Annotated in this window: 32 protein-coding genes and 1 pseudogene; 31 read left to right on the top strand and 2 right to left on the bottom strand. The window is 34.4% G+C overall.

Annotation, left to right across the window (positions count from 1 at the left end; genetic code table 11):
* The first annotated feature begins 110 nt into the window (after window positions 1-110).
* The 6 genes and pseudogenes from groL (at window position 111) to BUA72_RS01485 (ending at window position 7,488) form a co-directional block, all read left to right on the top strand.
* Window positions 111-1,736, top strand: coding sequence for a chaperonin GroEL (gene groL / locus BUA72_RS01510; RefSeq protein WP_072921520.1), 1,626 nt, complete (start codon window positions 111-113; stop codon window positions 1,734-1,736).
* 189 nt (window positions 1,737-1,925) lie between these two features.
* Complete coding sequence (locus tag BUA72_RS01505; RefSeq protein ID WP_072921519.1) at window positions 1,926-2,921, top strand: phosphotransferase; 996 nt, start codon at window positions 1,926-1,928, stop codon at window positions 2,919-2,921.
* Window positions 2,922-2,942: 21 nt separating this feature from the next.
* Window positions 2,943-3,116: pseudogene (gene groEL, locus BUA72_RS01500) on the top strand (chaperonin GroEL); the annotation flags it as partial.
* A gap of 232 nt (window positions 3,117-3,348) precedes the next feature.
* Complete coding sequence (locus BUA72_RS01495; RefSeq protein WP_052202410.1) at window positions 3,349-5,196, top strand: NACHT domain-containing protein; 1,848 nt, start codon at window positions 3,349-3,351, stop codon at window positions 5,194-5,196.
* A 196-nt stretch (window positions 5,197-5,392) separates the two neighbouring features.
* Window positions 5,393-6,487 (top strand): DUF2971 domain-containing protein, encoded by a 1,095-nt coding sequence (locus tag BUA72_RS01490; RefSeq protein WP_047452458.1) that lies wholly within the window; start codon window positions 5,393-5,395, stop codon window positions 6,485-6,487.
* A gap of 185 nt (window positions 6,488-6,672) precedes the next feature.
* Window positions 6,673-7,488: a hypothetical protein gene (locus BUA72_RS01485; RefSeq protein ID WP_047452460.1), complete on the top strand. Its 816-nt coding sequence runs from the start codon at window positions 6,673-6,675 to the stop codon at window positions 7,486-7,488.
* A gap of 95 nt (window positions 7,489-7,583) precedes the next feature.
* Here BUA72_RS01485 and BUA72_RS01480 read toward each other — a convergent pair whose 3' ends face one another.
* Window positions 7,584-7,817, bottom strand: coding sequence for a helix-turn-helix domain-containing protein (locus BUA72_RS01480; RefSeq protein ID WP_047452463.1), 234 nt, complete (start codon window positions 7,815-7,817; stop codon window positions 7,584-7,586).
* 40 nt (window positions 7,818-7,857) lie between these two features.
* Window positions 7,858-8,076: a helix-turn-helix domain-containing protein gene (locus BUA72_RS01475; protein WP_072921517.1), complete on the bottom strand. Its 219-nt coding sequence runs from the start codon at window positions 8,074-8,076 to the stop codon at window positions 7,858-7,860.
* Between the two features lie 47 nt (window positions 8,077-8,123).
* Between BUA72_RS01475 and BUA72_RS01470 the strand changes: the two genes are divergently transcribed.
* The 25 genes from BUA72_RS01470 (at window position 8,124) to BUA72_RS01350 (ending at window position 26,630) form a co-directional block, all read left to right on the top strand.
* Window positions 8,124-8,318 (top strand): SymE family type I addiction module toxin, encoded by a 195-nt coding sequence (locus BUA72_RS01470; protein WP_228407824.1) that lies wholly within the window; start codon window positions 8,124-8,126, stop codon window positions 8,316-8,318.
* A gap of 119 nt (window positions 8,319-8,437) precedes the next feature.
* Window positions 8,438-9,295: a GLPGLI family protein gene (locus tag BUA72_RS01465; RefSeq protein ID WP_072921515.1), complete on the top strand. Its 858-nt coding sequence runs from the start codon at window positions 8,438-8,440 to the stop codon at window positions 9,293-9,295.
* 84 nt (window positions 9,296-9,379) lie between these two features.
* Window positions 9,380-10,225, top strand: a complete 846-nt coding sequence (locus tag BUA72_RS01460) for a hypothetical protein (protein ID WP_072921513.1) — start codon at window positions 9,380-9,382, stop codon at window positions 10,223-10,225.
* A gap of 59 nt (window positions 10,226-10,284) precedes the next feature.
* Complete coding sequence (locus tag BUA72_RS01455; RefSeq protein ID WP_072921511.1) at window positions 10,285-10,557, top strand: hypothetical protein; 273 nt, start codon at window positions 10,285-10,287, stop codon at window positions 10,555-10,557.
* Window positions 10,558-10,684: 127 nt separating this feature from the next.
* Window positions 10,685-11,353 (top strand): DUF4919 domain-containing protein, encoded by a 669-nt coding sequence (locus tag BUA72_RS01450; RefSeq protein ID WP_083544101.1) that lies wholly within the window; start codon window positions 10,685-10,687, stop codon window positions 11,351-11,353.
* 193 nt (window positions 11,354-11,546) lie between these two features.
* A complete protein-coding gene (locus BUA72_RS01445; protein WP_072921508.1) occupies window positions 11,547-12,398 on the top strand; it encodes a Kelch repeat-containing protein in 852 nt (283 codons plus the stop codon).
* A gap of 236 nt (window positions 12,399-12,634) precedes the next feature.
* Window positions 12,635-13,171 carry a hypothetical protein gene (locus BUA72_RS01440; RefSeq protein WP_072921506.1) on the top strand — a complete coding sequence of 179 codons (537 nt, stop codon included), beginning with the start codon at window positions 12,635-12,637 and terminating at the stop codon, window positions 13,169-13,171.
* Between the two features lie 104 nt (window positions 13,172-13,275).
* Complete coding sequence (locus BUA72_RS01435) at window positions 13,276-13,863, top strand: hypothetical protein (RefSeq protein WP_072921504.1); 588 nt, start codon at window positions 13,276-13,278, stop codon at window positions 13,861-13,863.
* A 28-nt stretch (window positions 13,864-13,891) separates the two neighbouring features.
* Window positions 13,892-14,380 (top strand): hypothetical protein, encoded by a 489-nt coding sequence (locus BUA72_RS01430; RefSeq protein ID WP_072921502.1) that lies wholly within the window; start codon window positions 13,892-13,894, stop codon window positions 14,378-14,380.
* Window positions 14,381-14,397: 17 nt separating this feature from the next.
* The gene (locus tag BUA72_RS01425) at window positions 14,398-15,270 is read left to right on the top strand and encodes an aldo/keto reductase (RefSeq protein WP_072921500.1); all 873 of its coding nucleotides are present in this window, start codon (window positions 14,398-14,400) and stop codon (window positions 15,268-15,270) included.
* 88 nt (window positions 15,271-15,358) lie between these two features.
* Window positions 15,359-16,012, top strand: coding sequence for a hypothetical protein (locus BUA72_RS01420; RefSeq protein ID WP_072921498.1), 654 nt, complete (start codon window positions 15,359-15,361; stop codon window positions 16,010-16,012).
* A 72-nt stretch (window positions 16,013-16,084) separates the two neighbouring features.
* The gene (locus BUA72_RS01415; RefSeq protein ID WP_072921496.1) at window positions 16,085-16,744 is read left to right on the top strand and encodes a DUF2461 domain-containing protein; all 660 of its coding nucleotides are present in this window, start codon (window positions 16,085-16,087) and stop codon (window positions 16,742-16,744) included.
* A gap of 81 nt (window positions 16,745-16,825) precedes the next feature.
* Window positions 16,826-17,215 (top strand): VOC family protein, encoded by a 390-nt coding sequence (locus BUA72_RS01410; RefSeq protein WP_072921494.1) that lies wholly within the window; start codon window positions 16,826-16,828, stop codon window positions 17,213-17,215.
* A 144-nt stretch (window positions 17,216-17,359) separates the two neighbouring features.
* Window positions 17,360-18,130: a hypothetical protein gene (locus tag BUA72_RS01405; protein ID WP_072921492.1), complete on the top strand. Its 771-nt coding sequence runs from the start codon at window positions 17,360-17,362 to the stop codon at window positions 18,128-18,130.
* A gap of 129 nt (window positions 18,131-18,259) precedes the next feature.
* On the top strand, window positions 18,260-18,643 hold the full coding sequence (locus BUA72_RS01400; RefSeq protein WP_047452494.1) for a 5-carboxymethyl-2-hydroxymuconate Delta-isomerase: 384 nt from the start codon (window positions 18,260-18,262) through the stop codon (window positions 18,641-18,643).
* A gap of 69 nt (window positions 18,644-18,712) precedes the next feature.
* The gene (locus tag BUA72_RS01395) at window positions 18,713-19,969 is read left to right on the top strand and encodes a serine hydrolase domain-containing protein (protein WP_072921491.1); all 1,257 of its coding nucleotides are present in this window, start codon (window positions 18,713-18,715) and stop codon (window positions 19,967-19,969) included.
* Window positions 19,970-20,126: 157 nt separating this feature from the next.
* Window positions 20,127-20,738 carry a TetR/AcrR family transcriptional regulator gene (locus tag BUA72_RS01390; RefSeq protein ID WP_047452502.1) on the top strand — a complete coding sequence of 204 codons (612 nt, stop codon included), beginning with the start codon at window positions 20,127-20,129 and terminating at the stop codon, window positions 20,736-20,738.
* A gap of 24 nt (window positions 20,739-20,762) precedes the next feature.
* Complete coding sequence (locus tag BUA72_RS01385; RefSeq protein ID WP_072921489.1) at window positions 20,763-21,608, top strand: sialate O-acetylesterase; 846 nt, start codon at window positions 20,763-20,765, stop codon at window positions 21,606-21,608.
* Between the two features lie 206 nt (window positions 21,609-21,814).
* A complete protein-coding gene (locus tag BUA72_RS01380) occupies window positions 21,815-22,330 on the top strand; it encodes a DinB family protein (protein WP_072921487.1) in 516 nt (171 codons plus the stop codon).
* Window positions 22,331-22,370: 40 nt separating this feature from the next.
* Complete coding sequence (locus tag BUA72_RS01375) at window positions 22,371-22,931, top strand: hypothetical protein (RefSeq protein ID WP_072921485.1); 561 nt, start codon at window positions 22,371-22,373, stop codon at window positions 22,929-22,931.
* Between the two features lie 58 nt (window positions 22,932-22,989).
* A complete protein-coding gene (gene arr / locus BUA72_RS01370; RefSeq protein ID WP_072921484.1) occupies window positions 22,990-23,406 on the top strand; it encodes an NAD(+)--rifampin ADP-ribosyltransferase in 417 nt (138 codons plus the stop codon).
* Window positions 23,407-23,423: 17 nt separating this feature from the next.
* Complete coding sequence (locus tag BUA72_RS01365; protein WP_072921482.1) at window positions 23,424-23,918, top strand: tetratricopeptide repeat protein; 495 nt, start codon at window positions 23,424-23,426, stop codon at window positions 23,916-23,918.
* Window positions 23,919-23,927: 9 nt separating this feature from the next.
* On the top strand, window positions 23,928-24,434 hold the full coding sequence (locus BUA72_RS01360) for a hypothetical protein (protein ID WP_072921480.1): 507 nt from the start codon (window positions 23,928-23,930) through the stop codon (window positions 24,432-24,434).
* A 121-nt stretch (window positions 24,435-24,555) separates the two neighbouring features.
* Window positions 24,556-25,314, top strand: coding sequence for a hypothetical protein (locus BUA72_RS01355; RefSeq protein ID WP_072921478.1), 759 nt, complete (start codon window positions 24,556-24,558; stop codon window positions 25,312-25,314).
* A 71-nt stretch (window positions 25,315-25,385) separates the two neighbouring features.
* A complete protein-coding gene (locus BUA72_RS01350; protein WP_072921476.1) occupies window positions 25,386-26,630 on the top strand; it encodes a hypothetical protein in 1,245 nt (414 codons plus the stop codon).
* The last annotated feature ends 45 nt before the right edge of the window (window positions 26,631-26,675 follow it).

Below are 26,675 nucleotides of genomic sequence, written 5' to 3'. Positions count from 1 at the left end.
ACTCCAGATACAAGACATCAGATTTCAGACTTAAAACTGAATAAAAAATAAATTTTCAAATAATGCTTGACGTCTAACATCTGACGTCTAACATCTAATATCTAAATAAAATGGCAAAAGAAATAAAATTCGATATTGAATCAAGAGACGCTTTAAAAAGAGGGGTTGATGCATTGGCTAATGCAGTAAAAGTAACGTTAGGACCAAAAGGTAGAAACGTAGTGATTGAGAAATCTTTCGGAGCTCCTCACGTAACTAAAGACGGTGTTTCTGTAGCAAAAGAAATCGAACTTGAAGACAGAGTAGAAAATATGGGTGCGCAAATGGTAAAAGAAGTTGCGTCCAAAACTAATGATATCGCAGGAGACGGTACTACTACCGCTACTGTATTGGCACAGGCTATCGTAAGAGAAGGTCTTAAGAATGTAGCTGCAGGTGCTAACCCAATGGATTTAAAAAGAGGTATCGACAAAGCAGTAACAGCTGTTGTTGCAAGTCTTAAAGCTCAGTCTAAAGAAGTTGGAGATTCTAAGGAAATGGTGAAGCAGGTAGCTTCCGTTTCTGCAAACAACGACGAAACTATCGGATCTCTGATCGCTGAGGCTTTCGGAAAAGTAGGTAAAGAAGGAGTAATCACTGTAGAAGAAGCTAAAGGTATCGATACAACGGTAGACGTTGTAGAAGGTATGCAGTTTGACAGAGGATACCAGTCTCCTTACTTCGTGACTAACCCTGAGAAAATGGTAGCTGAAGTAGAAAACCCTTATATCCTTTTAGTAGAGAAGAAAATTTCTTCTATGAAAGAATTGCTTCCTGTTCTTGAGCCTATCGCACAAAGCGGAAAATCTCTGTTAATTATTTCTGAAGAAGTGGAAGGTGAAGCTTTAGCAACTTTAGTGGTAAACAAATTAAGAGGTTCTCTTAAAATTGCTGCTGTAAAAGCTCCAGGATTCGGAGACAGAAGAAAAGCAATGTTGGAAGATATCGCGATCTTAACAGGTGGCCAGGTTATTTCTGAAGAGCAAGGTTTCACTATGGAAAACATCTCTTTAGATATGCTTGGAACTGCTGAGAAAGTAACTATTGATAAAGATAACACGACGATCGTAAACGGTGGTGGTGATGAAGCTAAAATCAAAGGAAGAGTAGCTCAGATCAAAGCTCAGATGGAAACAACTACTTCTGACTACGACAGAGAAAAACTACAGGAGAGATTGGCTAAATTAGCTGGTGGTGTTGCTGTACTTTACGTAGGTGCAGCTTCTGAAGTTGAAATGAAGGAGAAAAAAGACAGAGTAGATGATGCCCTTCACGCTACAAGAGCAGCAGTTGAAGAAGGTATCGTTGCCGGAGGTGGTGTTGCTTTAGTAAGAGCGATCACGGCTTTGGAAAACCTTACAGGAATCAATTCTGACGAAACTACAGGGATCAAAATCGTGAAAAGAGCGATCGAAGAGCCATTGAGACAAATCGTTGCCAATGCAGGTGGTGAAGGTTCTGTAATCGTAGCGAAAGTTGCGGAAGGTACAGGAGACTTCGGATACAATGCTAAAACTGACGAGTATGTAAACATGCTTGAAGCAGGAATCATTGACCCTACGAAAGTAACAAGAGTTGCTCTTGAAAATGCAGCTTCTGTTTCTGGAATGCTTCTTACTACTGAATGTGTTATCACTGAAGTGAAGAGTGCTGAACCTGCTATGCCAATGGGAGGTGGAATGCCGGGAATGATGTAGTCATCACCGATGCTTTAAATATATAAACCGCTTTGCTTTTGCAGAGCGGTTTTTATTTTACGAAAAATCATGAACTTTTTACTTGAAATTTTATTTGCAATTGTATATATTGGGTATTGGCGCAATGCATCAATTTGGATGTTAGCCGTCATTGTAGAGCGACCGTAACCATAGACAAATCAAGAATTAATGACAGAGAAATTTCCGACAATAAACAGCACACTTTCACCCAATGAACTTGGCCAACTTATTCGAAAAAGATATGGACTAAGCGAGAAAACGGAATGTAGCATATTCAGACTTGCCATGAACCATTTATACATTGTTCACGATGACGAAAACAAATACGTTTTTAGAGTTTACACCCATAATTGGCGGACCAAATTAGAAGTTGAAGAAGAATTAAGGCTTTTACTTCATTTAAAAGAGACGGACCGACAAGTTGCATTTCCAATTGCTGACAAATCGAACCAATACATCCAGGAAATTGAAGCACCGGAAGGAACAAGGTTTGGCGTTTTATTTTCGTATGCTAAAGGCACAAAGACCGCAAAATTCTCGCAACAAACAAGTTTTCTAATCGGACAGGCATTAGCTAAAGTTCATCAATCGACAGAAGGTTTTGAACTAAACAGGATATCTTACAATAATCAAAACCTACTTACAAAACCTGTTTTAAGAATAAAAGAGTTCTTTAATAAAAGCAACAGCGACGTTGATTTTTTAGAAAACCTGTCAGCCTTTTTAACGCTAAAAATCCAAAATATTGACCAACCCAAAATGAGATATGGAAGTGTTCATCTTGACGTTTGGTTTGACAATCTGCACATTGACGATGAAAAAGAAATAACATTTTTTGATTTTGATTTTTGTGGCAACGGTTACTTATGTTTTGACATTTCTTATTTCCTTTTTCAGTTACTTGCAACTCATTTGAATGAAGCAGAATATCAAGAAAAAGCAGAAAGTTTTTTAAAAGGCTACAAAACTGTAACCGTAATTAGCACCGAAGAAAAAAGATTTTTGCCTTATGCCTGTTTAGTAATTATGACCTATTACATAAGTGTTCAGTGCGACAGATTTGAATATTGGACCAATATTTTCGTGAATGAAGACCATTTAAAAAGAATGGTTGGAAATTTGAAGCGATGGATTTCCTACAACAAAATTGAGATTGAATCATAAACTAAAATGGACGGACAAACGAAAACTGACGAGTATGTAAACATGCTTGAAGCAGGTATCATTGACCCTACGAAAGTAACAAGAGTTGCCCTTGAAAATGCAGCTTCTGTTTCCGGAATGCTTCTTACCACTGAATGTGTGATCACTGAAGTGAAGAGCGAACCTACTATGCCAATGGGAGGTGGAATGCCGGGAACGGTCAGCGACCGAGGCAATTTAATATATAAACCGTTCTGCTTTTGTGGGGCGGTTTTTTGTTTTTTATGGTTTCCCGTAAGGAAATAGTATATTTAGATTTTATATTTGATTCACAATAGATAGCTAAAATCAAAACAACATTGGCGCAATATCTATTGTCATTATTGACACTATGCGTAAATTAGAAAGTTAAGCATAATCTTAAAAACCGACCACTTTAAAAATAAATATGGATCTGAATGATATTCTTACAGAAAAATCTGTTGAAATAATTATTGAAAATGGAATTAAAAATGTAAGTAAAGTTTTTGATACTTTATATAAATCCACAATTAAAGCAGCAAAGAAAAAACTAAAAAAAGATGAATTTGAAGAATTTAAAGAAATATATAACTTTCAAATAGAAGAAGAAAAAGTATTAAATCAAATTAAGCATAATATTCAAGTTAGTTTAAACTGGGCAAGTGAAATTAATTTTGGTGCTGCTTTAAAATCAAAATCATTAAAAAAAGTTTTTGTTGATATAGATTTATATTTATCACCTTTAAAAAATCGATTTGATGTTGATGAAAAAACTAAGACAATAAGTTCCAAAAAAATTTTTGAAGATATTTATAAGAACATCATAATTTATGGTGGTGCGGGTGCAGGTAAAACAACACTTTTAAAGAATTTTTATCTAGAATTTTTGAATTCTGAAAATAAAAACAATTTCTCTTGCCCATTAATGATTAGGTTCAGAGAGATTGATTATGACAAACATTATAAAAATGAAAATTTCGGTCTTTACAAAATCTTAGTTGATATTTTAGGGATTGAAGTTAATTTCCCTCATAAATACAATGAATCATTTCCTTATGAGTATTATAATAGTATTAAACAAACAATTCTTAATTTTTTCAACAACACAAATATTCTATTAGTAGCAGATGGATTTGACGAAATACCAGATTTAGATTTAAAAAAAAGAATTGAAAAAGAATTTGAAGAATTATCATTATCTCTAATTGATTCGAAGTTTATAATGACTTCAAGAAGTAATGATTTCAATTTGAAATTAAACAACACTGATACGTTTGAAATATGCCCATTAAATGACAAGCAAATTAAATCTCTAATTAAAAAATGGTTAAATAGCCCTAGAAAAGCCGAAGATTTATTTCAAAAAATAAAAATTTCACCATTTTATGATACTTCAATTAGACCTTTGACTTTGTCACATTTATGTGCGATATATGAACGAAAAAAAAATATACCTGATAAACCTAAATATGTATATGATTTTGTTGTAAAACTATTACTTGAAGATTGGGATCAAGAAAGAAATATTACTAGACCTTCGAATTATGCTAATTTTTACATAGAAAAAAAGAAAGACTTTTTATCACATCTTTCATTTTGGTTAACATATCATCTTAATAAAAATGTTTTTAATAGTGATGATATTAGAAAATGTTACAATGATATCTATATATCACATGATTTACCAAAATCACAAGCTAAGAAAGTTGTATTAGAACTAGAAAATCACACAGGTTTATTAGTACAAGTTGGTTATGATTATTTTCAGTTTTCACATAAATCGTTACAAGAATATTTAACAGCAAAATATATATCACAAACTCCAAAAATTCCTGAATTTGATATAATTCAGAATTTACCTAATGAATTAGCCATTTGTGTGAGTTTGTCTTCTCAACCCAATATATATTTTGAGTATTTTATCAATTCATATATGAAGTTTGACTCTAGATTTTGGGATATTTTTTTCACTAGATTGGTAGATGAAAAACCAGATTTTGATAATAGTCACTACGCTTTATTATTTTTCTTTATTTATATAAACAAAAATAAAGATGAAAATTCATCAGTTACATTTACAAAGCTAATTGAGACGACAAATATTGCAAGGACATATAGACAATTTGAAAAGTTTTACAGCAAAAATTCTACTTACGAAAATGAAATTGAGTACTTATTTAAAGATTTAAATATTCCTTTAGATCGACGAAGTGGCCAACCAGGTAGAATATTTATAAGTAAAGATTTAATTGATAAAATAAAAGACTACGCCTAACATCGTATTGGCGAAATGGCGGTTTAAGGGGAAAATAGAAAATTCGTGAATTTTTATCCGCAACAGCTTTATATATTTCCTTTTTTCTTAATTTAGTAAATAATTAAAAGCTGTTGCTTAAATTAGTGCAAAATAGAAAGTTTAGGTTTTCTAATCCGCCACTATCGCCAAGCCGCGGGACGTTATCTGCAAGCTTATGACAAACAATATCGAAAAATTTGAATATAATAATTTCACTTACTTAATTGACTATTCAAGTCAAGAAAATGTACCAGAAATAATTCATAAACAGAGTATTCCTGATTCAATTTTTAAGTTTTACTCTATATCTAAATATAGTATTGAAGCATTATCTCAAAATTATTTGTACGCATCGCACCCAATAGAATTAAATGACATTTTAGATAGCAGTCCTTTCTTACTCTATTCTTCACGACCAATTTCATTTGAAATATATGAGAAATTTTATAAAGGCATTTTCAGTTCAAGAAAAGAATTGGAAGGTTTTTATACTGATGATGCTAAATCTAATCAGTGTAAGAAAATCATTAACCATATGTATAATATGTCTTTCAATTTGTTGGGGATAATTTCACTGTCAGAAAGAGAAAATAATACTTTGATGTGGCCTCATTATACTCAAGAAAAAGGATTCCAAGTCAAATTCAATGTAAAAAATTTACTTAAAAGTGTCAAAGATAAACTTAATGACGATGACGGTGAACTCTTTGGGTTTCACCCAATTAATTACACGAATGAACTTAAACCAATTGATGTTTCAAGTTTTCGCTCTTTTCATATTCCAACAGCCTATGCGTCAAATATAAAACTTAATGATTGGCAGTATGAAAAAGAATGGAGAATAATAGCGAGTAAAAAGAATATGGGAATTCCCTACTCAAAATCTGGACTAAATACAATTCCTGATCATAAAGGAATTGATGGGCATAGGCAAATAAAATATAATTCAGAAGATATTGAAGAGATTTCTGTGGGACAGAATTTCATTACAGCTAGAGATTTTGAAATAGAATGGATTATAGATGACAAAGAATTTATTATTACTGTTAAAAGAAACAGCGATGAGCAATATATCGCTATATGTGACTTCTTAGACATTATTTCACAGAAATACAGTGATAAATTTTACTTTTCTGGTGCAAAATATGAGTTAAACACTACCAATGAACCTTATCTAATCAGAACTAAAGAAAAAATGAATATTGAAAAAATAGAAGAAGCAAAATATAAATTAATTAGAACTTTTGAAATTATCAGATTGTTGAATTAAGCCTGCAACATTGTATTGCCAAAATTGCGGGTTAAATACAAAACTCAATATTTTTGCTTTTTTATCTGCCAAATGTATCCCACATTCGTTTTTTAAACTTTTTAATCCAATTTATCCACACGTAGTCAATGCATTTCCCGTTAGCAGAAATGCCACGACCAGTATAACAATTAATATTTTTGTCTATGTTTTTTAATGATGACGCAAAAGAAATATCTGCTATAATTAAGTCCTACAATAAAGAAATTTTATTAAATTTTATTAAAATTCATATAAATGCCGTTTCAACGACAAGAAATGAAATTCAATATTTTAGAACTTTTTTTCCTGCTTTAGAAACGTATTTAAATTCTGTAAGAATTCCTAGCGTTTATTTCACATGCAGAACACGTGAAATTCACGGAAAACCTATGGTAACATTTGGTTCTAGGAATACTTGTGAACTTGGAGATTATTTTATTGTTGTCAAATATATCAAGAACAATATATTAATTGGTCAAAAAACTATTATTTATCAATTAAAGCGTAGTCATACAAATTCTTGGAAAATCGATCAGAGACAATTAAATTTTCTAAAGAATTGGCCTTCATTTAATTTTGGAAGAACACAAAATGGTAGCAATTCATTTAGATTAAGACCAACTCGACCCGAATACGGAAGTTATGTTTTGATTAACGATTTAGATAAGGGGCTACATGAGTCAAATATTTATGGAACTGCTTATGATATTCATAACAATCAAGAAGCTGGACGAATACAATTAACAAACAAGCAAAAGTTTTATTATTGTAGTTTACTTTCTTATTTTAATTTAATGACATGGGAAAATGGTGAGCCAATAATACAAAACACCGATATTGGAGATTTTAACTTGGCATTATATCGGTATATGGGTTGGGAACAAAATGAAGATGATGAATTCAAAAATTTTAACAAGAAAAACTCTGAAGAGAGTTTCTGGGGTATTGAATTAACTATCGGAACTGAACAAAAAGAATAAATATTTGTACTAAACATTTTATTGGCAAAATGCGGGGTTAAATTTTGAATTGAAAACTTGCATTTTTTTAACAAAAAACAAGATACCAACTTTCGTTAGGGTTTCTCACCTATTTTAAAATCAAATAATTCTTGAGGATGAACTTCTAAGCCTTTAGACAATTCCTGTATTGTTGAAATTCTTAAATCAACTTCCCCTTTTTCAATTTTGCTGATATTACTATGGTCTACATCACATTTTTGAGCTAACTCACGATAGCTTAAACCCATCTTCTTTCTAAATTTTTCAACTCTTTTACCAAAAGCTATTCGAAATTCAATTCTATCCATGGTAATTACCGTTATCAAAGCAATTAAGAAACTTTATTTATCAACCCAAATCCACCAGCTCCGGCAAAGAAACCTCCAACGCATTGGCTATTTCCAACAAAGTATAAAGCGTAGGATTTACTTTACCGTTTTCCAATTTTTCAATTGCCTGACGGTCTTTGTTACACGCACGGGCAAGATCAGACTGGCTCCAGCCCTTCTGTTGACGAAGCATAACGATTTGCTTACCTAATTCTATCTTTAATTTCGCTCTGGTCATAAAACCAAATGTCAGCTAATTTGTTGACAAAATTGTCATGTAATTATATGACAATGATTAATTCAAGAAGACTCAAAATCTATACAAGATATCAGACAGGTACTTACAAAATAACAACTGTTTCTGAGACCCGTCTCAAGGGAAAATGGCTTGATAAAATAGGCTTTAAAGAAGGACAAATGGTGAACATAGAAGAAAAGAAAAACAAGCTGACAATCACTCTTGATAAAAGGAAGAAATAATATATAAATCGCTTCTCTTGTGAAGCGATTTTTTTTGTGTCTAATATCGTCACAATGCATAAATTTGGGTGTTAGCTAATAATTAAAAATAAATTCTATTTAAACCCATCAATCAAAAAATGAGAAAACTCACGATCCTTTTAATTTTCATGTTCACCACTTCTTTAGTATTTGCTCAAAATCAAAGATTTACCTATGAATATTCTTTTAAAATGGATTCTTTACACAAAGAAAACGTTGACAAAGAAATCATAAATCTTGACATTACCAAAGAGGGTTCCAATTTCTACAGTGCTTTGTTAATCAGCAGAGATTCCCTTTTTAAAGCACAGTTTGAGCGAGGAAAAGCTTCTCAATCTATGGTCTTTGATATGACAAAAATTAAACAGGCAAAGGTTAATTTCCGGGTTTCCAAAGATTACCCCAATCTGGAAACGGTTTACCATACGTCCATCAGTGCCAGCAATATCGCTTTAAAAGAACAGAACAAAATAAACTGGACGATCTCTCCCGAAACAAAAACGATTGAGGGTTTTAAAGTTCAGAAAGCAACGACCACTTTTGGCGGAAGAAACTGGGTGGCCTGGTTTACGAATGATATTCAAATACAGGACGGACCTTACAAATTCTGTGGTCTTCCCGGCTTGATTTTAAGTGTCGCAGACGATAAAGGGGATCATGTTTTCAATCTGGTTGGAAGTAAAAAACTCAATTATGAACCTTTAATGATCAGTTCAAGCATGAAAGAAATTTTTGTGACCAATGAAAAATTCAATCAGCTCTGGAATGAATATAAAAAAGACCCTGCAAAAAATATAAAGATCATGCACAATTCCTCAGAAATGTCAGATACATTATTTTCTGGCCCCAATGGAAATCCGCTCACAAAACAAGATCTCATCAAAGGAAAAGAAAAGCGGGCACAGGAAAGTTTTAAGAAAAATAATAATTTTATTGAAAGAGAATTGTATAAATAATAGAACTACCCTACGCTGACATGGGAATCTATACTAACAATGAATGCTTAAATTTGTGAACTAAACGAAATATTAAAACTACCGATGAAAAGACAATTATTCATACTTATATTATCGCTTTTTCTAACGGGTTCAAACCTGTATGCTCAACTTGATAAAAATGGGAATCCAATATTTAACAGTGAAAAAATAGAAAATTTCACTCTTGAGAATGTTGAAATAATTTCAAGTTATTACACCATTAAAGATAATATTGATAATAGGCAATCATCAGTTTTTATCAATGAAAATCCAACTTCAGATGACTATTGGAATTTTTCGAGCAAATTACCCTCTTACTATTTTATGATTGCTGATAAAGGAAATGTCAAGGGAATGTTGATGCTAATTCCTAAAAACGAAGATGATTCTTTTTTCTATAATGTAGTCATTCCGAGTAAAAATGAGAGTTTTCAAATTCCTTCAAAATTAAAAGGGAAAATAACAGAAAACAGGGCAAAAGAATTAGTAAACCTCAAAAAAAACAATGCAATAATCAAGAATGATGTTCTAAAATTCAACAATAAAGATTTTCAGATTTTAAAGTACAGTGATGTCATTGAAGAAGTGAAAAATATTGTAAAAGACAGATTCTTTGATAATCATGAAGATGAAAATTCTGATCTTGAAAAATATATTAAAACTGAGTCTAAAGGAGGAAAGTTAGACTTTACAAATACAGTCGAAAAATATGAAGGTACTTTTATAAACTTTGACGGAATTATGTATAACAAAAAAGACTTTGCTATATTGATGTGGGCAGCTGCAGTTAAAAAAACAGGGATAACAGAACTCAACAGAGCACAATCGCTTTGGCAGGAGATTAATGAAAGGAACTTAACAGAACCTGAATTAAAAGCCTTGCGAAAAGGTTTTGAAACGAAATTTTAAAAGAGTACTTCGTGCTAATATCCTGTTCGGTTGAGCAATAAAATTTAATTGTAAATAAAATGATGGAGTTAGAAGAATTAGATAAAATCAAAATACTTGAATTTCTAAAATTACAAATGTCAAAAAAGAAATTTGTGGTAACTCCTGTTTCTATTTTAAAAAAATGTGGTTTTCCCGTTTCTGAGCATCACTTCCTACTTGAAAATAAAGCACTGATTTTAAAACTAAAATATATTCTGGAAGAACTTAATGAAGACGATATTCTCATCCAAAGGGAATCAAAACAGGATTTTAAAGGAGTAAAAGAAATTGGATATGACTTTATTACTTAATAATTAAGGTAAGAAAGAACTACAGTGTTGTTTTGTACTACCTTCCTGTATAAATTCCCCTAACTTTGGGTATTAAATTTTTTAGCTTCAAATCGATCTTATAAAACTTACACTTAAAACATACATTATGAGAGCCACTCTTTTTTCCGGCATGCACCGTAAAATATATGTAACAACAATTTTCTCACTCTTTTCATTTTGCATTTTTGGTCAAAATATAAATCTTGACTCTATCAAAATAGATGTTCAGAATGAAAATTCAAAATTCTATTACGAAAAACTAATCTATAAATTTAAATTTGACCCAACTTCCCTATCAGATGAAGAAGTGAAAAATTTATATTACGGAAAAAAATTTTCAAATTATAAACCCCATTTTTTTGATACAGATTATTTAGATTTTACTAAAAACTTCGCACAGGGAAATTTGAAAAAAGCCATCATCTATGGAGAAAAATATTTAGAAAAAGATCCGATAAATCCTGAGGTTCTTACGTATCTGGAAATCGCCTATAGAAAAAAAGACAAAGAAGCCAAAAATTATTATTTATATTCTTTACAATCAAAGACATTATTAAACTGTATCATGAAAAATGGAGATGGGAAAACAAAAGAAACGGCTTTTAAAGTAAATTCGGTGGGCGAAGAGTATTTAATTGCAAACATCCTTGGTAAAAATATCAGAACGTTCAAAAGAACTTCAAGCATGGAAAAAGATGGAACCGTTGATGGGTTTTCAAAAGGAAATGAATCAATTTACTTTATGGTGTTTGAAGATATTGAGAATTTTAAATAAAAGATGTAAAAAGCTAATGAAGAAAAATAAATCCTCATGCTAAATTCCACTACTCAAAAAATATAGAATTCTTAGCAGAAATACAACCAAACACTAAATCTTAACACCATTGAAAATAAAATTATTATTCCTTTCATTTTTTTGCTCATTGTTAGCGCACGCACAAACACTTCATTTTAAAAATCTCGCCAATATGTCTGCAGGCAGAGGTGCCACAGCCAGTGTCATCGTGAATGATGATATCTATGTGAGCAATGGGTATCAGGAAAAAGCAAGTGATGCAAAGTATGTTGAAAAATATAATATCACCAATAATAGCTGGAGTATGTTCAATTCTACGCTACTTCCCAAAAAATTTGCTACTTCGGAGACTTACCATAATAAAATTTATATTTTTAACGGTTGGGGAAACAGCCATCTTGAAATTGTAGACCTTGCCACCAATACAATATCGAAGGGGGCTGTAAATCGTTCCTATACAGGAAATTCAGGTTCAGCAATCCATAATGGCAGAATATATGTATTTGGCGGCAGCGGATTAAATGGAGCTGCAACCACCGTATTTTCTAATAAATTCCAGTACTATGATATTGCTTCAAATACCTGGAATCCATTACCCAATATGCCCACAGCCAGAGAAGCAAAAGGTAAAATTGTTAATGATAAGCTTTATGTCATTGGTGGTTTTAACGGGACTCCATCCCGTCTGATCAATGTTTACGATCTCAATACTAATCGTTGGATCGATAAGTACACAATGCCCGTTGGCATATCCGGGCACGCATTAGCTGTATCCGGTCATAAGATTTTTATTGTAGGCGGTTTTAATAATCAATCTTTCCTGGCCTATTTTGATACAACAACCCATAAATTACATCAGTTATCATCCAATATGATTCCCAGAAGACACGCTGCAGCGGAAGTATACAACAATAAATTATACATCATTGGTGGAAGTACAACGTCTCTCACCAGCTCAGCGATTAAAAGCATACAGGTGGCAGATATTAGCGAAAGTCTACTTTCTGCAAGTAACAGCCAGTGAAGATTAAATATCTTAAACAAAGGTCTGCACCAACGCATCTAGGTAATGAGTATAAAAGCAACAGTAAAGAACCCGTTCAGGAAAAGAAAAATTGACTTTAAAAATTTGAAGATTGAAGAATTTTAATGAAAATAAATACCTCTCCAGTTTCATAAAGCTTCCGTACTTTGTGCAGTAAATAAATCTTTATAAAATATACTCTCAAAATTTCGTTATACTTAATAAAACCAACCACCATGTTTAAAACCCCGGACATACCCACTGACAATCTATACAAATTCATATCCATCTTTGGATTGGCCATTTTCGCACTAGCTATTTATATTTTCGTAAATAATCAACAATCCTTTGAGAACAGCATTGTAAACAGTAATATAAATCATTCAAAAATTCTTTTGGAAAAATCTCAGAGTGATTCGAAAAGAATCATTCTGGACGAGAAAATTGAAATGCTCCGAATAAAAATAAAAGTCAATTATGGCATAGAAAATACCTTAAAAATAACTGAACCGGAGTATTCCAAAATAAATAACAAAGAGGATTTTGAACGAGATTATGAAAAACTGAAAGAATTTGAATTGGATAATTTACTATTGGGTGACAAAGCCTTTCACACCGAGAACAATCTGAAGAAAAATCACGAAAATATTAAGGTATATACATTCATCCCTATACTCATATTATTATTGATAGGGTGTGTATTGATGGTTGCTGGATTTTCACTATGGTATACCAAAACACAAAAATACCACGATAAGCAGCTTAGACAGTAATGACTGTACTAAAAAGCATTCAAAAAAAACATTAAATAGGATGAAGCCGTTCCATTTTCCAGAACGGTTTCTTTATTTTTACAACCACAAAAAGTGAACAGGATATGAAGAAAATAGAAACAAAAATAGACGAAGCTTTTAAAAATACTTTTCTGCTGCCCAGAGAAAAAACAGTCACTCAATTCCTGGTGGATGTTTTACATTCAAAATATACATTCAGGGAGGATGATAAAAAAATTGAGGTGATCAGCCTGTATTATTATGCTTCAAGTCCGTTAAGCTTTTTATTTGCGTTGCCTCATTATGAATATTATTCCCCGGATAAAACCATTCAGATGGCAGAGCTTCATTTGAAAGACCATTCATTCGAAGATTATTCTTATATGGATGTTGAGGAATTATGCAAAAAGGTGCTGAATGAAAATAATATTGATTATTCTCCCTATCTTAATGCATATAATCAATTAGACTATGCGCATTACTGGGAAAACCAGTTCGGCTTGGAAAGTGATTTCTTAATGAACTGCTGGAGAAACGCCAAAGAACAAACGCAGTCTAAAACAATCGGATTTTTAGAGTCTTCAGATGGTGCAGGCGGAGTGTTTGATATGGATAACGGATTTGATGTTCCTTTTGATGTGGATATGGATGAATATCTTCGGTCTCATGGTTTTGTGATCGAAAAGGATTAAATAAACTGGAAAGCCCTCTTTATGCCTTATGAAAACAAAATTCACCATAAAATCAGTATTGATCCTACCCGTCCTCATCGGTTTAGTGTATGGAATGATTCGTATTTTTCCATCCATTTTTAGTGATCCTTATTATGATGATAAATTATTTCCTAAAATTTTTCTTCCGGGCATACTTATCTTCTCTTTTATCGTCCTGTTTTTTGGAGAAATCAGAACCAAATACATATCCGTAGAAATCAAAAAAGACGAAATCATTGAAAAACGATTTTTTGGTCTCCAAACAAAATCATACCTATTCTCTGAAATAGAAGGATGGAAGTACAGTCATTTATCCTCAAAGGGAGGAACATACGAGTATTTGTATCTATATAAAGACAATCATAAAATCATTAAAATCTCTCAGTTTTATCATCTGAATTATACCGATGTAAAAAATTATATTGAAAGCAAATTCAAATATTTAGGATATGAAAAATTCTCCTATCTTGATGAGTTAAAAGAAACATTCAGATAAACAGGACATAAAAAGATATGAATAAAACACCATTTTCGAAGATTATTGCCGGTACCATGACGTGGGGAGTTTGGGGTAAAAACTGCAGTACTCAACAGATGATCAAACTGATGCACACTTGTCTGGAAAATAGCATCACGACTTTTGATCATGCAGATATTTATGGAGACTATACAACTGAAGCTGCTTTTGGAAAAGCTTTCAAAGAAAGTACCATAGACCGGAGCACTATACAGCTGATCTCCAAATGTGGTATTCAAATGCAATCTGACAACAGAAATAACTCCGTAAAACATTACGATTATTCTGCTTCCTATATCATTGAATCCGTTGAGCAGTCGCTGAAAAACCTTCACACGGATTATTTAGACTTACTGCTGCTGCATCGTCCCAGCCCGTTAATGAGAGCTGATGAAATTGCGGAGGCTATCGAAAAACTTAAACAGGAAGGGAAAATTCTGGATTTTGGTGTTTCGAATTTTACGCCATTGCAAACGGATCTGATTGAGACAAAAATTAAAGTCAATTATAATCAAATCAGCTTTTCCATTACTGATTTTGAAGCGATGATTAACGGCAGTTTAGATCATATGCAGACCCGCCATATTACACCGATGTGCTGGTCACCGCTGGGAACTGTTTTTAAAGAGAATAATGATCAGACTCAGCGTTTAAAAAAGATACTTTCAGATTTTTCTACCCGATATGATGTTCCTGCAGATATTATTCTTCTGGCATGGATTTTAAAACATCCTGCCGGGATTTTACCGGTTTGTGGTACTGCTGATCCGTCAAGAATAGCCAATCTGATGACAGCCGCCACCGTCGTTATGGAATTGCAGGATTGGTTTACCCTCTGGTCGGAAAGTACAGGATTTCCGGTTCCTTAATTTTTTGATATGCTTATGAGATATGGGCAATTGTGACAGCATTTGGAAATAAAAAATAATAAGCACTTTACGATTCTAATACGATAATATGACACCACCGGACTATTCAAAAATCATCAATAAAACAGCAAAAAAAATATTTACCCCTTACGGCATAAAACAAAAAGGGAAATCAAGAATCTGGCTTGATGATAAAGGTTGGTGCACCACCGTCATAGAGTTCCAACCCTTTACAGGAAGGCAGGGAACGACGCTTAATGTTGGTATCAACTTCAATTGGCATGAGCAAATCTATTTTTCATTTGACATAGGTTCCAGGCTGGATGTTGATTTTATAGAATATGATGGAAATGAAGATCGTTTTTCAAAAGAGATTGAAAAACTTTGCGATCTGGCCCTTAACAAGGTGCTGGAATATAGAGAAAATCTTCAAAACATCCATAAAGCCAAACCATTTATTTTGAGCCAGATCTACACCAGCGAAGATATTTGGGGAAACTATCATAGAGGAACCATATGCGGACTGACGAATGATGTAGTGGAACAAAATGAGTATTATCAAAAACTATTACAAGCCGATCATCCGGGAGAGTGGCTAAATGAATTAAAAGACAACGTCAGTTTTCTGATGGCAGATTCCGGAGGTCACCATAAATTTACAGTAAAAATCATTGAAATAATCCGCAAAACAAGAGCATTGAAAAAACTTCCTGAAATGGAAATCAATTTTACAGACTCATAAAAATGACGAAATATCTTTATTTCCCATCTTCCATTTTGAACAGAGCCATATAATCAATATATACCTAATATCATGAAAAAAACCTTTGAATTCCTTAAGCAACTCGAAAAGAACAACAACCGTGAATGGTTTACAAAACATAAAGCGGAATTTGATTCGGTACTCAAAGACAATAAAGTTTTTTTCACGCAGATTTACAATGAACTTCAGGAACATGATAACTTAAAAGGCATTCATATTTTCAGAATTTACAGGGATGTCCGTTTTTCCAAGGATCCTACGCCATATAAAAATAATTTCGGGGTTGGATATTCCCGTTCCAAACCGATGTTAAGAGGCGGATATTATATTCAGCTTGAGCCTGGAAACAGTTTTGTGGGAGGTGGATTCTGGGGTCCGGAAGCTAAAGATCTACTGCGTATCCGTAAAGAATTTGAAATTAGTACCAGAGAAATTGACAAGATTAGGTCTGATGAAACTTTCAAAAAACACTTCGGAGAAATTGAAGGGGATGCTGTAAAAACAGCTCCGAGAGGTTTTGATAAAAATCATCCTGCCATTGATTTGATCAGAAAGAAACAATATGTCGTGATGAGAAAATTTACAGATAAGGAGGTTCTATCAGACAGTTTTCAAAAAGAAGTTCTTCTCACCTTATTAGCCATGCGTCCATTTTTTGATTATATGAGTGAAGTCCTGACAACAGATTTAAACGGAGAACCTCTATTTTAAAAATACAACACGATCATAAATCAAAGCCGTTCTGTTTTCCGGAGCGGTTTTTCGCTATATTTACTTTCCTAAAATGAATCCATGAAGGCAAGATTTGACACCATTATCCTGTACATTCAAAACGTTGAATTGATTAAAAATTTCTATGTTGAAAACTTCAGTTTAAAAGTAATTGAAGAAGATTCCGGCTGGGTTCTTTTGAATGCTGGAGCCGTCAATATTGGACTTCATAAAATCGGGGATCAGTATCTCGAAGAAATAGAGCCTGATTATCAGTTTGATAATAATACGAAACTCGTTTTTGAAATTGATGTGGATATAGAATCGGCGAGGAATGAATTGATTTCAAAAAATACGGCAATGCGAGAAATTAAAACCTTTGAAAATTATAATTTCTGGCTGTGTGACGGTACAGATCCGGAAGGCAATGTATTTCAGCTGAAGGTAAAAAAATCTAACGGCAATACATGAAGAATATTTTTAGAGAACCGGCTGAACCTTTTGCCTTTTTCAGCTATTCTGATTTTCTAATTTTAATCATTCTTAATCTGTAAAGAACTATTCTTAAACTACCTCTGATATTAAAAAGTTCTTCTTTTAAAGCTATCTTCAAAAATGAAATTTAAAATACTAATCCTACTCTCTATTTTTTCCATTATTCAAATTTTTGCTACAGGCCAGGAGCCTGACAAAATCATTATCAATAATAAAGAATACGACCTTCTGAATAATCCTTTGGAAAAATATTTTGAAGAACATCCTGATGATCATCCGATCTATGGAAACAAACTTTCTGAATTCAAACAGTATAAAAACGGCGAACAGATGATTTATTTTTCCACATCCAATTCCCGGGATTATATCGCAACGTTTAAAATTGAAAATGCTGTATTAAGTTTAGTTGATCTTAAAATCCGCGATCTCAATTCAGAAAAAGAAGACTTTGTTTCAGTGTACAAAAAACTGTTTGGTGATCAAAAAATAGTCCTTAACTATTCGGGAATACTTGTCGTCCCAACCGGAAAACTCATTGAAGCAGCCGATTTCGGATATTCCTCTTTACATGAGCAGTATCAATTAGTGACCATCAATAAAGATACAGTAGTCAGGGAAAAGGATCTCAATAAAGATGATTTTATCAAATTCAAATTTCGTCAGTTCGCCCAGTATAAAAAAACAGAGGAATACAAAACCGAATTTAAAAAATATATTCAAGATTGGGAGGAGAGTAAAAAATCAGAGCTATCCAAAGAGAATACCAGAAGAATGTCAAAAAAAGAAATCGCCGCATTAAAAAAGAAATACGAGCAGCCTCCTACCGAGGATTATATTAACGGGTATTTTTTCACGGTTGATAATCCAGATTTTGTCATTGTAGATTATTAATTCATCAAAAGACTTTTATTTCTTTCAACTATAGAACCGTTCTGAAGATCAGAACGGTTTATTATTTCAGAATCAGATGCTTATTTTACTTACTTTTATGTTCAATAACCCATTGATCACAAAATGATTATGCCTCATTTTATTATAGAATGCTCACAGGATCTTCTTCAGCAAAGAACACCGGACGAAATAATGGATTCCGTTTATAAATCGGCGGATTCAACAGGATTGTTTGCTCCGAATGATATCAAAGTGAGGCTTAAGCCCTATGAATATTTCAGGCTTGGAAATCAGAAGAAGGATTTCCTTCATGTTTTCGGGTATATTATGGAAGGCCGCAATACGGAACAGAAGACAGAACTGTCAAAGAAAATCTGCGCGCAGTTAACGCTACTATTCCCCGACATCTCTTTTCTATCTGTCAATATCAGTGAATTTGAATCTGCCACTTATTGCAACAAAGCACTCATCAATCCTGAAAATACAGATCAGAATCGTCATTTTGGACTGTAGAAACTTGGTTGAGAATAGCTGAACATGTAATATCAGTGTCTCTGAAGTTGTTTTTTAATAAAGCCCGTCATGAAAAATTTATATAGTTTATGCCTTTTTCTTTTGATGTTCACTTTCTCTGCTGCGCAGAAAAAGCCGTCACAGGAAGTGCTCAAAACCCAAAAAGAATTAACGGCTCAACTTGCAGAAATCAGTAAAACGAAAAGCTTCAACGGATTTGGAGTAGCCCTAGTTAATGATCGGGAAGTTTTATATCAGAACGGTTTCGGAATCGCACATATAAATCCTGTTCAAAAATACGATGAGCATACGGTTCAGAATATCGCATCGGTCTCCAAAACACTTATCGGCATTGCTATTCTTAAAGCACAGGAACTGGGAAAACTGAAACTGGATGATCCGATCAATACATATCTTCCGTTCAAAGTAATCAATCCTAAGTTCCCTAATATTCCCATCACCATCAGGCAACTGACCACGCATACTTCATCTATCAATGATAATAATGAATATATGACCCAAACGGTTGTATTAAAAGATACCACTAATCTGGCGAAAAATCTGAAAATAGATATTTCTCCTACAAAATTCAATCCTCCCTCCTCTAAAATTTCCATTGAAGAATTTTTGAATAATATCCTCAGCGAAAAAGGGAAATGGTATTCGAAGGATGTATTTTTGGATAAAAAGCCCGGCGAACTTTTTAATTATTCCAATATCGGAGCGACTTTGGCTGCTTTGGTGCTGGAAAAAGCGACCGGGATTCCTTACGATACTTTCACTACACAATATATTTTCAAACCGTTAAAAATGGATCATTCGGGATGGAACTTTAAGACGGTAAATTTTTCAAAATATACCCGGACGTTTATTGATAAACAGACCCCCTATCCCTATTATTCACTCAACACTTATCCCGACGGAGGAATGCTCACCACTTCCGGTGATATGAGTAAATATCTGCTCGAACTGATGAAAGGGTATTTTGGAAATGGAAATATTCTGTCTAAAGAAAGTTATAAAGAATATTTTACACCCCAACTGAAAGAGGAAAACTTCCAGGACAGAAGCAACAGCGAATACAGCGATGAATACAATATGGGCATCACCATGGGCTTCGGATCTACCGGAAATTTCGGACATACGGGCGGCGATCCGGGAATGAATTCCGTGATCTGGTTTTTTAAAGAGAAAAAAATGGGCAGATACCTCATCGTGAATACCGACTGGGATAATAAAGCTTCCGGAAAAGATCAAAAAGCTATTTATGATTTGCTTGATGAATATTTTATCAAATTAGATGCGATCAGCAGGTCCGGAAACTAATCTATTGCAACGAAATCATTTCCTTTACAACCCTTCTTATTCTTATCAGAAAATAATTTTCATCCTATTTTTTGTAATAATCCGAAAATAATATACATTTGCATTCGTAATTAAATGAACGTTCATTTAATTATAATCAACTGATAATAAAATAAATATGCGCAACCGGGATAGTAACAAAGAAAACAGTATAAAAGAAAAAGCTATTGAAATCATTGTGAAAGATGGATTGGATGGTTTTACGATCAATAAACTGGCGAAAGCATGTCAAATCTCTGTCGGGACACCTTATGTGTATTATAAAGATAAAGATGATCTCATACTGAAACTGGTTATTGAGGAAGGAAATAAAATGGAAACTGAGATCAATGAGGGATTTGATCCGGATTCTGCTTTTGAAGAAGGAATGCGTGTACAATGGACAAACAGATACCATTACGCCATCAAAAATCCTTTGGTGCTTCCTTTCTTTGAACAGATCAACCATTCTCATTACAGCCATCAGTTTATTGAAATGTTTAATGAAAAGCCGGGAACGTTTATGAGTGAATTCAAAAACAATCTTTTACAGTTCATATCCAATGCAGTGCAGCGTGGAGAAATCGATGAATTGCCATTTGAAATTTTCTGGTCTATTGCTTTTGCTCCACTCCACAACTTATTACGCTTTCATCAGCAGGGAAGAAATATCAACGGATTACCTTTTGTTTTGACAGACGAAATGGTATGGATGACCTTCGAAAAAGTCTGCAAAGCATTAAAAAAATAAAGAACAGAATAATCAATAAGTACAATGACACACTCATTTTTAATGATCGGCCAATCCAATATGGCCGGTCGGGGATTTTTGAATGAAGTCCCTCCTATTTATGACGAAAAGATTAAAATGCTGAGAAACGGCAGATGGCAAATGATGGCAGAACCGATGAATTTTGACCGTTCCACTTCTGGAATCAGTCTGGCTGCCAGTTTTGCTTCTTCATGGCGTTTACTACATAATCAGAAAGATGATATTGGAATGATTCCCTGTGCGGATGGAGGGACAAGTCTGGATGACTGGTCCGTGGAAGGTCCACTATTTCAAAATGCAGTTCTGCAGGCAAAAGCGGCACAAAAAATAAGCACTTTGAGTGGAATTCTGTGGCATCAGGGAGAAAGTGACAGCAACGGACAAAAACACCGACTTTACATTGAAAAATTTGCTCTGATTATAAAAACGTTGAGAGAAGAACTGAACGCTCCGGATCTTCCGCTCATTATCGGAGGATTGGGAGAATTTTTACAGGATGGCATGTATGGCCCGTATTTTAACGAGCATCACGAAGTGAATGCAGCACTGACGCAGTTTGCAAAAGATCAGCAGGACTGTTATTTTGTTTCGGCTATAGGTTTGACAGCTAATCCGGACAATATTCATTTCAATGCAGTTTCCCAGAGAAAATTTGGGGTTAGATATTTTAAAGCATTTCAGAAAAAGAACCACATCCTGGAAGCATTACCGGATGAGGATCAGATCATAGAAACCATTCATCAGAAACCATTGACGAAGAATGAAAAACATGAATTGCTTCAGTTTCAATGGGCAATGGGAACTATAAGTGCAGATGAATTTCAGGCTCAGGTAGCGAAACTTAGTTGATACGGGATGCGTGGTACGAGGTACGTGTTTGGGAGTCGGAGTGTTTTGGGGTTTTGAGGGTCAGGTCTTCTGATGTCTAAATCTCCTATCTCCAAAAAATTCACAATTCACAAAACGGTCTTTTTCAGGCCGTTTTTTATTTTTCAAATTCAATGAGTATTTTATTTATTTTTATATCACCTAAATCAAACTAAATATTAATCATCATGAATTTAAAAACATTAATCGATCACAGTGTTCAGTACAATAACTGGGTGGTCACTAAGTACATTGACTGGCTTTCCACGAAATCTGATGAGCAGCTTAACCAGAAAGTTATCTCAAGCTTTCCGACGATCTTAACCACTTTACACCACATCTGGCAGACCCAACAATACTGGTGGAGTCATATCGCAGAAAACGGTGATTTCGATTTTCCTGAAATTTCTGCTGCCAACACTAAGGAAGAGATTTTCAATGGGATTAAAAACAATTCCCAAAAGTTGGTAGATTACGTTGAAAGTTTATCCGAAGAAGATTTAACAAAAAACGTAAAAATTGAATCTCCATGGTTTCAGTGTGACTTTTCCAAGTATGAATATATCCAGCACGTGATTGTTCACGGAGCTTACCACAGGGGACAAATCGTCACGATGGGCCGAAATGTAGGAATCACCGATGCACCTATGACGGATTATAATTTCTGGAATGTCTATAAAAGTTCGGAGGTAGAACAAAATTAACGAATCAAAGAGGCTTCAAATTTAACGTAGTAATCCATTAATGATCAAAAAAATACTTATCCTGTCTGTCGTCTACGCATTTCTGATTACAGGAATCACTGTGACCCTATCACAAAAAGGAGACGGTTACCTGATTGCAGTCGTTATCGTAAGCCTCATTTTCATCTTTTTGTTGGTTCGTATCGTTTATAAAGAAAATATTTCAGGGGTTAAACCGAAAAATAATAAAGTAAACTACACCAACTCAAGTTTACAGAACTTAAATAAAATCTCAACGAAACCTTTTCTGTTCGGACTTGAGAAGAACATCATTTCAGATCAGGAATTTTATTTTGATCAGGAATATTTTTATGCCGTTAACAACCATCAGCAGACTGCAAAATTTAATTTAAAAGATATCAGCGAAATCAGTAAGACATCCGTTCAAATTAATAACAGCCGAATCTGGCAGGTCAAAATCAACGATAACGGCGAAGAAATTGTCTTCAAATTCGCACACAACTACACCATCTGGAATAAAAATTTTCTTGAGTTTTACCGGAAAATTCAACAGCTTAATCCATCTGCCATCCAGTCAAAATGGAATATTTGGACCATGTGAAATCGATCTTCCTCTATGTAAAATGAAAGTCAATCCTATTTTCTAAAAACATCCTATTATGAACTCTACTCCTATTGAAGAAACTCCCATCTATTACCATGGTACCAAAGCGGATCTCAAAACCGGAGACCTCATCGAAATTGGTTTCAGTTCCAATTACGGTACAAAAAGAAAGGCGAAATATATTTATCTTTCGGCTACGCTGGAAGCGGCAACCTGGGGTGCAGAACTCGCTTTCGGAGACGGGAAAGAAAGAATTTATATTGTGGAACCGACGGGACCTATTGAGGATGATCCCAATTTAACGGACAAAAAGTTCCCGGGAAATCCTACAAAATCTTACCGTTCTTTACATCCTTTTAAAGTGGTTGGAGAAGTTACAGACTGGCAGGGACATTCACCGGAGCAGCTGAAAACGATGAAAGATCACCTGGAAAAGTTGAAACAACAAGGCATTGAAGCTATTGAAGACTGATAAAATATAACTAAAAGATGACAGAATCTGAACTTTGGGAAAAAGAATTAAAAACCATATGGGATCAGTTGGGAACCATTTCCAATGATGAATTCATTGACCGGATAAAAAAACATACGGACAAAATTTCTGCCGATGAACCCAATGCTATCGCAGATTTCGAAAGAGCCTGCGCGTATGACTCAACAGGTTTTGAAAAGAATGCAGAACCGCTTTACAGATCTGCTTTAGCTTCAGGTCTTACCGGATTGCGGAGAAGAAGAGCCCGGATTCAACTGGCAAGTACCCTTCGGAATAACGGAAAAATCCACGAAAGTATTGAGATCTTAAGGGAAGAAAAGGAAAACTATTCTGATGAACTGGACGATGCTGTCAATGCTTTTCTGGCGCTGTCTCTTTCATCGCTTAATAATGATAAAGAAGCATTGTCGTTGGTTTTGGAATCGCTATCCAAACATTTGCCGAGGTATAACAGATCGGTGTATAATTATTCGAAGGAGCTTATTAAATAAAGTACTGATATGAAAAATTTAGCTTTTATTGTAACAGCTCTTTTCTTCCTCTCCTGTGAAAGCGACAAAGAAAAACTTTCAAAAGCTGAAAAAGAATGTGCAGCGCAGACTAAAATTGACGGCTTTCCAGTTTCTTTCTTCGGATATTTTCCAAAAGATGCAGACAGTATTCATATTAAAATCAAAAGAGGAGATCAGGTGATTAAAAGTTACAGCGACAAAATACCTGATCTTATTTCTGATTCTTTGAGACACCAGAGAAATTATTTTGTAAAGAATGAAATACTTTTAACAGATACGGTGCTTGTGAAAATTAAAAGCGAACCTGTTAAAAAAATTTACGGCTTTAAATATTTGGTCCGAAGCCATAATACCATGATGAATAAAGACTGGGGCTGTGATTTCTATGAACTCATTGTAGACGGCAAAGTCAGTCAGGGTGCAATGGTAGACTTTACCGTTAAAAACTGGAAAATTATTGACAAAAAGGACTTCATAAAATATTATCATTTCTAGTCATCATTGCGCGCACATACATTTTACTTTTTACATGATACATTTTACATTTCACAACATTCTATTTCTTTTCGTAATTTAACACTCCGGAAAAAATTCCGTCACACCAAAACATCACATTATGAAAACTGCCGGCTATATCCAGGTGAAGCTTTCTATTCTGCTATGCTGTCTGTATTTTCTGTTCAATTCCTGTTCAGGACCGGAACCGGCATCAAAGATTACAGATATTTCTGATCTGAAAGCAGAAATCAGCATTTATCAAAAACTGACAGATGAAAATGACAACAGTATTTCTGTAGTCCTTCGTGATAAGAACGGTAAAATGTTTGGCAATGATTCTGTGAGTATATGGGTGAATGGCAAAAAGGCAGAATACAAAATCGTACAGCAGCTCTATTACAACAAAAACCACCTGTACCATGCTGAAAAAATAGCCCCGGAACATAGTCAGTATGATCTTCAGATTCAATTGGCTAACGGTAAAAAGTTTTTCCTGGGCAGGGTTCCTTCCCTGAAATTAAGCAGTGCCATAAATATTATTTATGAAGAAGAAAACTCTTTGAACAAGGATTTTTCTATTCACTGGTCCGGCCTTCAGGATGTGAATGTGCTCTACCTGTCTAAAAGTGTTAAAATAGAAACGAAAGAGAAAAATAATATCGAAACGTTTATGCAACAGCCTGGAGATACCATCAGGATCGGTCCGGCAGGAACTTATACCCTAAAAAAAGAAAAATTCTCCAAACCGGGTGAAACGTTAGATATCCTCGGGTTTGAATTCACCGCTGAAAAAACCGGAACTGTGAATCCTAAGCTGTTAAAAGGAAGCAGCATTGTAATCACTGGAAACCATGACGAACATGCGAATTTCAAATAAAAAAAATAATTTTATTTTTAAGACAGGATATTCCCGTACAGAATATCTCCAAATTTATTTAATCATCAATTATGCAAAACACTACAATCCAGGAAGAATGGTTCTCAAAAGGAGAACGCTATGCAACAGAAATTAATGAAATGGTTGATTTCGGTGAAAAGAACGGCTGGGAAAACTGGAAAGGCGAAGAACCTGAAGATAAGAGATCAAATCTTGCGGAAAGCGTTTTTAATCTGCTTAAAACAGCCAATCAGAACGGAGATATTGAAAACTTCAGAGCGAACTTTCCGCCAGCTCATACGCCTATCATTCCTTTACTGGAAAACAGGTCGCAGAGCATTGAGCAGCTTCATTTTATTTCCGGTGAAAAGATCGTTTTCATGACCGGAACTTCCTATGAAAAAAGACAGGCTTATCTGCTGGATCATGGTCAGGTGACTCAACTTGAAGAAAAGATACAGGCCATTGGTAAATCAAAACGGGATGATGTTTTTGCCATCGCAACTCCCGGTAAAATATCAGTTTACAAAGGCTGGGAAGGAGAACTCATCAACGAATTTGAATTGAACCAAACTGCAGAACTGGGAATTACAGAGTTGATCCCGTTCAACGATGGAAGCAAAGTTCTTCTGGTCACTTCATTCGGAATCTATCTGATCTCGCAGAAAGAAGAAAAACTCATTCATCCGATCAATGAAGATGACGAAGAAGACTGGACACCTGACATTGATATGGAAAATGCGACCCTTTCCAACGACAATTCCTACATTGTGGTGGGAGACCAAAGCTATGATCACAGGATTTTAGATCCGGAAGGCAATACTTTAGGCTCGATCGGGGCACAGTCCTCCTACCCGCATTTCTGTCTGTTTACTAAAGATGACAGCCAGCTGATCACAAATTCATGTCATTTCTACAACGGAATTACCATAGGCATCAATTCCGGTCAGTATGAAAGTGCTGATATCGAAGCGTATACAGAAAGTGATGATTATACCACTATCGATGAGGAAATGAGAGTGTACGCAGGTACCGCTACAAAAGACTATTACATTCTGGGGGATGCTTACGGATACATCAAAGCATTTGATAAAGAAGGAAATCGCTTGTGGAGACACTTCTTTGGTTCCTCAATCTCGGGAATGACTCTTTCGGATGATGAAAAAACACTTTGGGTAGCTGCCCACTCCGGGATTTTGCACCAATTGAAACTGGACAAAGGCCGACGGGATACACACACCATCGGAAACGGAAATCATTATGAGGAATTCAGGCTGCTGATCTGGAAAGACGAGCCACAGATCTGGAAATGGTAACATTTTATAACGCAAAACGTTCTGGCTTCAGAGCGTTTTTTTATT

The organism is Chryseobacterium sp. OV279 (assembly GCF_900128945.1).
Classification (GTDB): Bacteria; Bacteroidota; Bacteroidia; order Flavobacteriales; family Weeksellaceae; genus Chryseobacterium.
Note: the sequence above shows the minus strand (reverse complement) of the source record. Positions and strands in the feature narration are given on the sequence as shown.

What these genes read in the sequence shown, in the direction of transcription:
- BUA72_RS01490 (WP_047452458.1), top strand. Translation starts at nt 5,393, where the DNA reads ATGACAAACAATATCGAAAAATTTGAATATAATAATTTCACTTACTTA.
- BUA72_RS01505 (WP_072921519.1), top strand. Translation starts at nt 1,926, where the DNA reads ATGACAGAGAAATTTCCGACAATAAACAGCACACTTTCACCCAATGAA.
- BUA72_RS01360 (WP_072921480.1), top strand. Translation starts at nt 23,928, where the DNA reads ATGAAAAATTTAGCTTTTATTGTAACAGCTCTTTTCTTCCTCTCCTGT.
- BUA72_RS01430 (WP_072921502.1), top strand. Translation starts at nt 13,892, where the DNA reads ATGAAAACAAAATTCACCATAAAATCAGTATTGATCCTACCCGTCCTC.
- BUA72_RS01390 (WP_047452502.1), top strand. Translation starts at nt 20,127, where the DNA reads ATGCGCAACCGGGATAGTAACAAAGAAAACAGTATAAAAGAAAAAGCT.
- BUA72_RS01485 (WP_047452460.1), top strand. Translation starts at nt 6,673, where the DNA reads ATGTTTTTTAATGATGACGCAAAAGAAATATCTGCTATAATTAAGTCC.
- BUA72_RS01465 (WP_072921515.1), top strand. Translation starts at nt 8,438, where the DNA reads ATGAGAAAACTCACGATCCTTTTAATTTTCATGTTCACCACTTCTTTA.
- BUA72_RS01440 (WP_072921506.1), top strand. Translation starts at nt 12,635, where the DNA reads ATGTTTAAAACCCCGGACATACCCACTGACAATCTATACAAATTCATA.
- BUA72_RS01375 (WP_072921485.1), top strand. Translation starts at nt 22,371, where the DNA reads ATGATCAAAAAAATACTTATCCTGTCTGTCGTCTACGCATTTCTGATT.
- BUA72_RS01395 (WP_072921491.1), top strand. Translation starts at nt 18,713, where the DNA reads ATGAAAAATTTATATAGTTTATGCCTTTTTCTTTTGATGTTCACTTTC.
- BUA72_RS01475 (WP_072921517.1), bottom strand. Translation starts at nt 8,076, where the DNA reads ATGACCAGAGCGAAATTAAAGATAGAATTAGGTAAGCAAATCGTTATG.
- BUA72_RS01460 (WP_072921513.1), top strand. Translation starts at nt 9,380, where the DNA reads ATGAAAAGACAATTATTCATACTTATATTATCGCTTTTTCTAACGGGT.
- BUA72_RS01420 (WP_072921498.1), top strand. Translation starts at nt 15,359, where the DNA reads ATGACACCACCGGACTATTCAAAAATCATCAATAAAACAGCAAAAAAA.
- BUA72_RS01410 (WP_072921494.1), top strand. Translation starts at nt 16,826, where the DNA reads ATGAAGGCAAGATTTGACACCATTATCCTGTACATTCAAAACGTTGAA.
- BUA72_RS01495 (WP_052202410.1), top strand. Translation starts at nt 3,349, where the DNA reads ATGGATCTGAATGATATTCTTACAGAAAAATCTGTTGAAATAATTATT.
- arr (WP_072921484.1), top strand. Translation starts at nt 22,990, where the DNA reads ATGAACTCTACTCCTATTGAAGAAACTCCCATCTATTACCATGGTACC.
- BUA72_RS01470 (WP_228407824.1), top strand. Translation starts at nt 8,124, where the DNA reads ATGACAATGATTAATTCAAGAAGACTCAAAATCTATACAAGATATCAG.
- BUA72_RS01355 (WP_072921478.1), top strand. Translation starts at nt 24,556, where the DNA reads ATGAAAACTGCCGGCTATATCCAGGTGAAGCTTTCTATTCTGCTATGC.
- BUA72_RS01450 (WP_083544101.1), top strand. Translation starts at nt 10,685, where the DNA reads ATGAGAGCCACTCTTTTTTCCGGCATGCACCGTAAAATATATGTAACA.
- BUA72_RS01350 (WP_072921476.1), top strand. Translation starts at nt 25,386, where the DNA reads ATGCAAAACACTACAATCCAGGAAGAATGGTTCTCAAAAGGAGAACGC.
- BUA72_RS01435 (WP_072921504.1), top strand. Translation starts at nt 13,276, where the DNA reads ATGAAGAAAATAGAAACAAAAATAGACGAAGCTTTTAAAAATACTTTT.
- BUA72_RS01365 (WP_072921482.1), top strand. Translation starts at nt 23,424, where the DNA reads ATGACAGAATCTGAACTTTGGGAAAAAGAATTAAAAACCATATGGGAT.
- BUA72_RS01415 (WP_072921496.1), top strand. Translation starts at nt 16,085, where the DNA reads ATGAAAAAAACCTTTGAATTCCTTAAGCAACTCGAAAAGAACAACAAC.
- BUA72_RS01445 (WP_072921508.1), top strand. Translation starts at nt 11,547, where the DNA reads ATGTCTGCAGGCAGAGGTGCCACAGCCAGTGTCATCGTGAATGATGAT.
- BUA72_RS01455 (WP_072921511.1), top strand. Translation starts at nt 10,285, where the DNA reads ATGATGGAGTTAGAAGAATTAGATAAAATCAAAATACTTGAATTTCTA.
- BUA72_RS01425 (WP_072921500.1), top strand. Translation starts at nt 14,398, where the DNA reads ATGAATAAAACACCATTTTCGAAGATTATTGCCGGTACCATGACGTGG.
- BUA72_RS01480 (WP_047452463.1), bottom strand. Translation starts at nt 7,817, where the DNA reads ATGGATAGAATTGAATTTCGAATAGCTTTTGGTAAAAGAGTTGAAAAA.
- BUA72_RS01385 (WP_072921489.1), top strand. Translation starts at nt 20,763, where the DNA reads ATGACACACTCATTTTTAATGATCGGCCAATCCAATATGGCCGGTCGG.
- groL (WP_072921520.1), top strand. Translation starts at nt 111, where the DNA reads ATGGCAAAAGAAATAAAATTCGATATTGAATCAAGAGACGCTTTAAAA.
- BUA72_RS01400 (WP_047452494.1), top strand. Translation starts at nt 18,260, where the DNA reads ATGCCTCATTTTATTATAGAATGCTCACAGGATCTTCTTCAGCAAAGA.
- BUA72_RS01380 (WP_072921487.1), top strand. Translation starts at nt 21,815, where the DNA reads ATGAATTTAAAAACATTAATCGATCACAGTGTTCAGTACAATAACTGG.
- BUA72_RS01405 (WP_072921492.1), top strand. Translation starts at nt 17,360, where the DNA reads ATGAAATTTAAAATACTAATCCTACTCTCTATTTTTTCCATTATTCAA.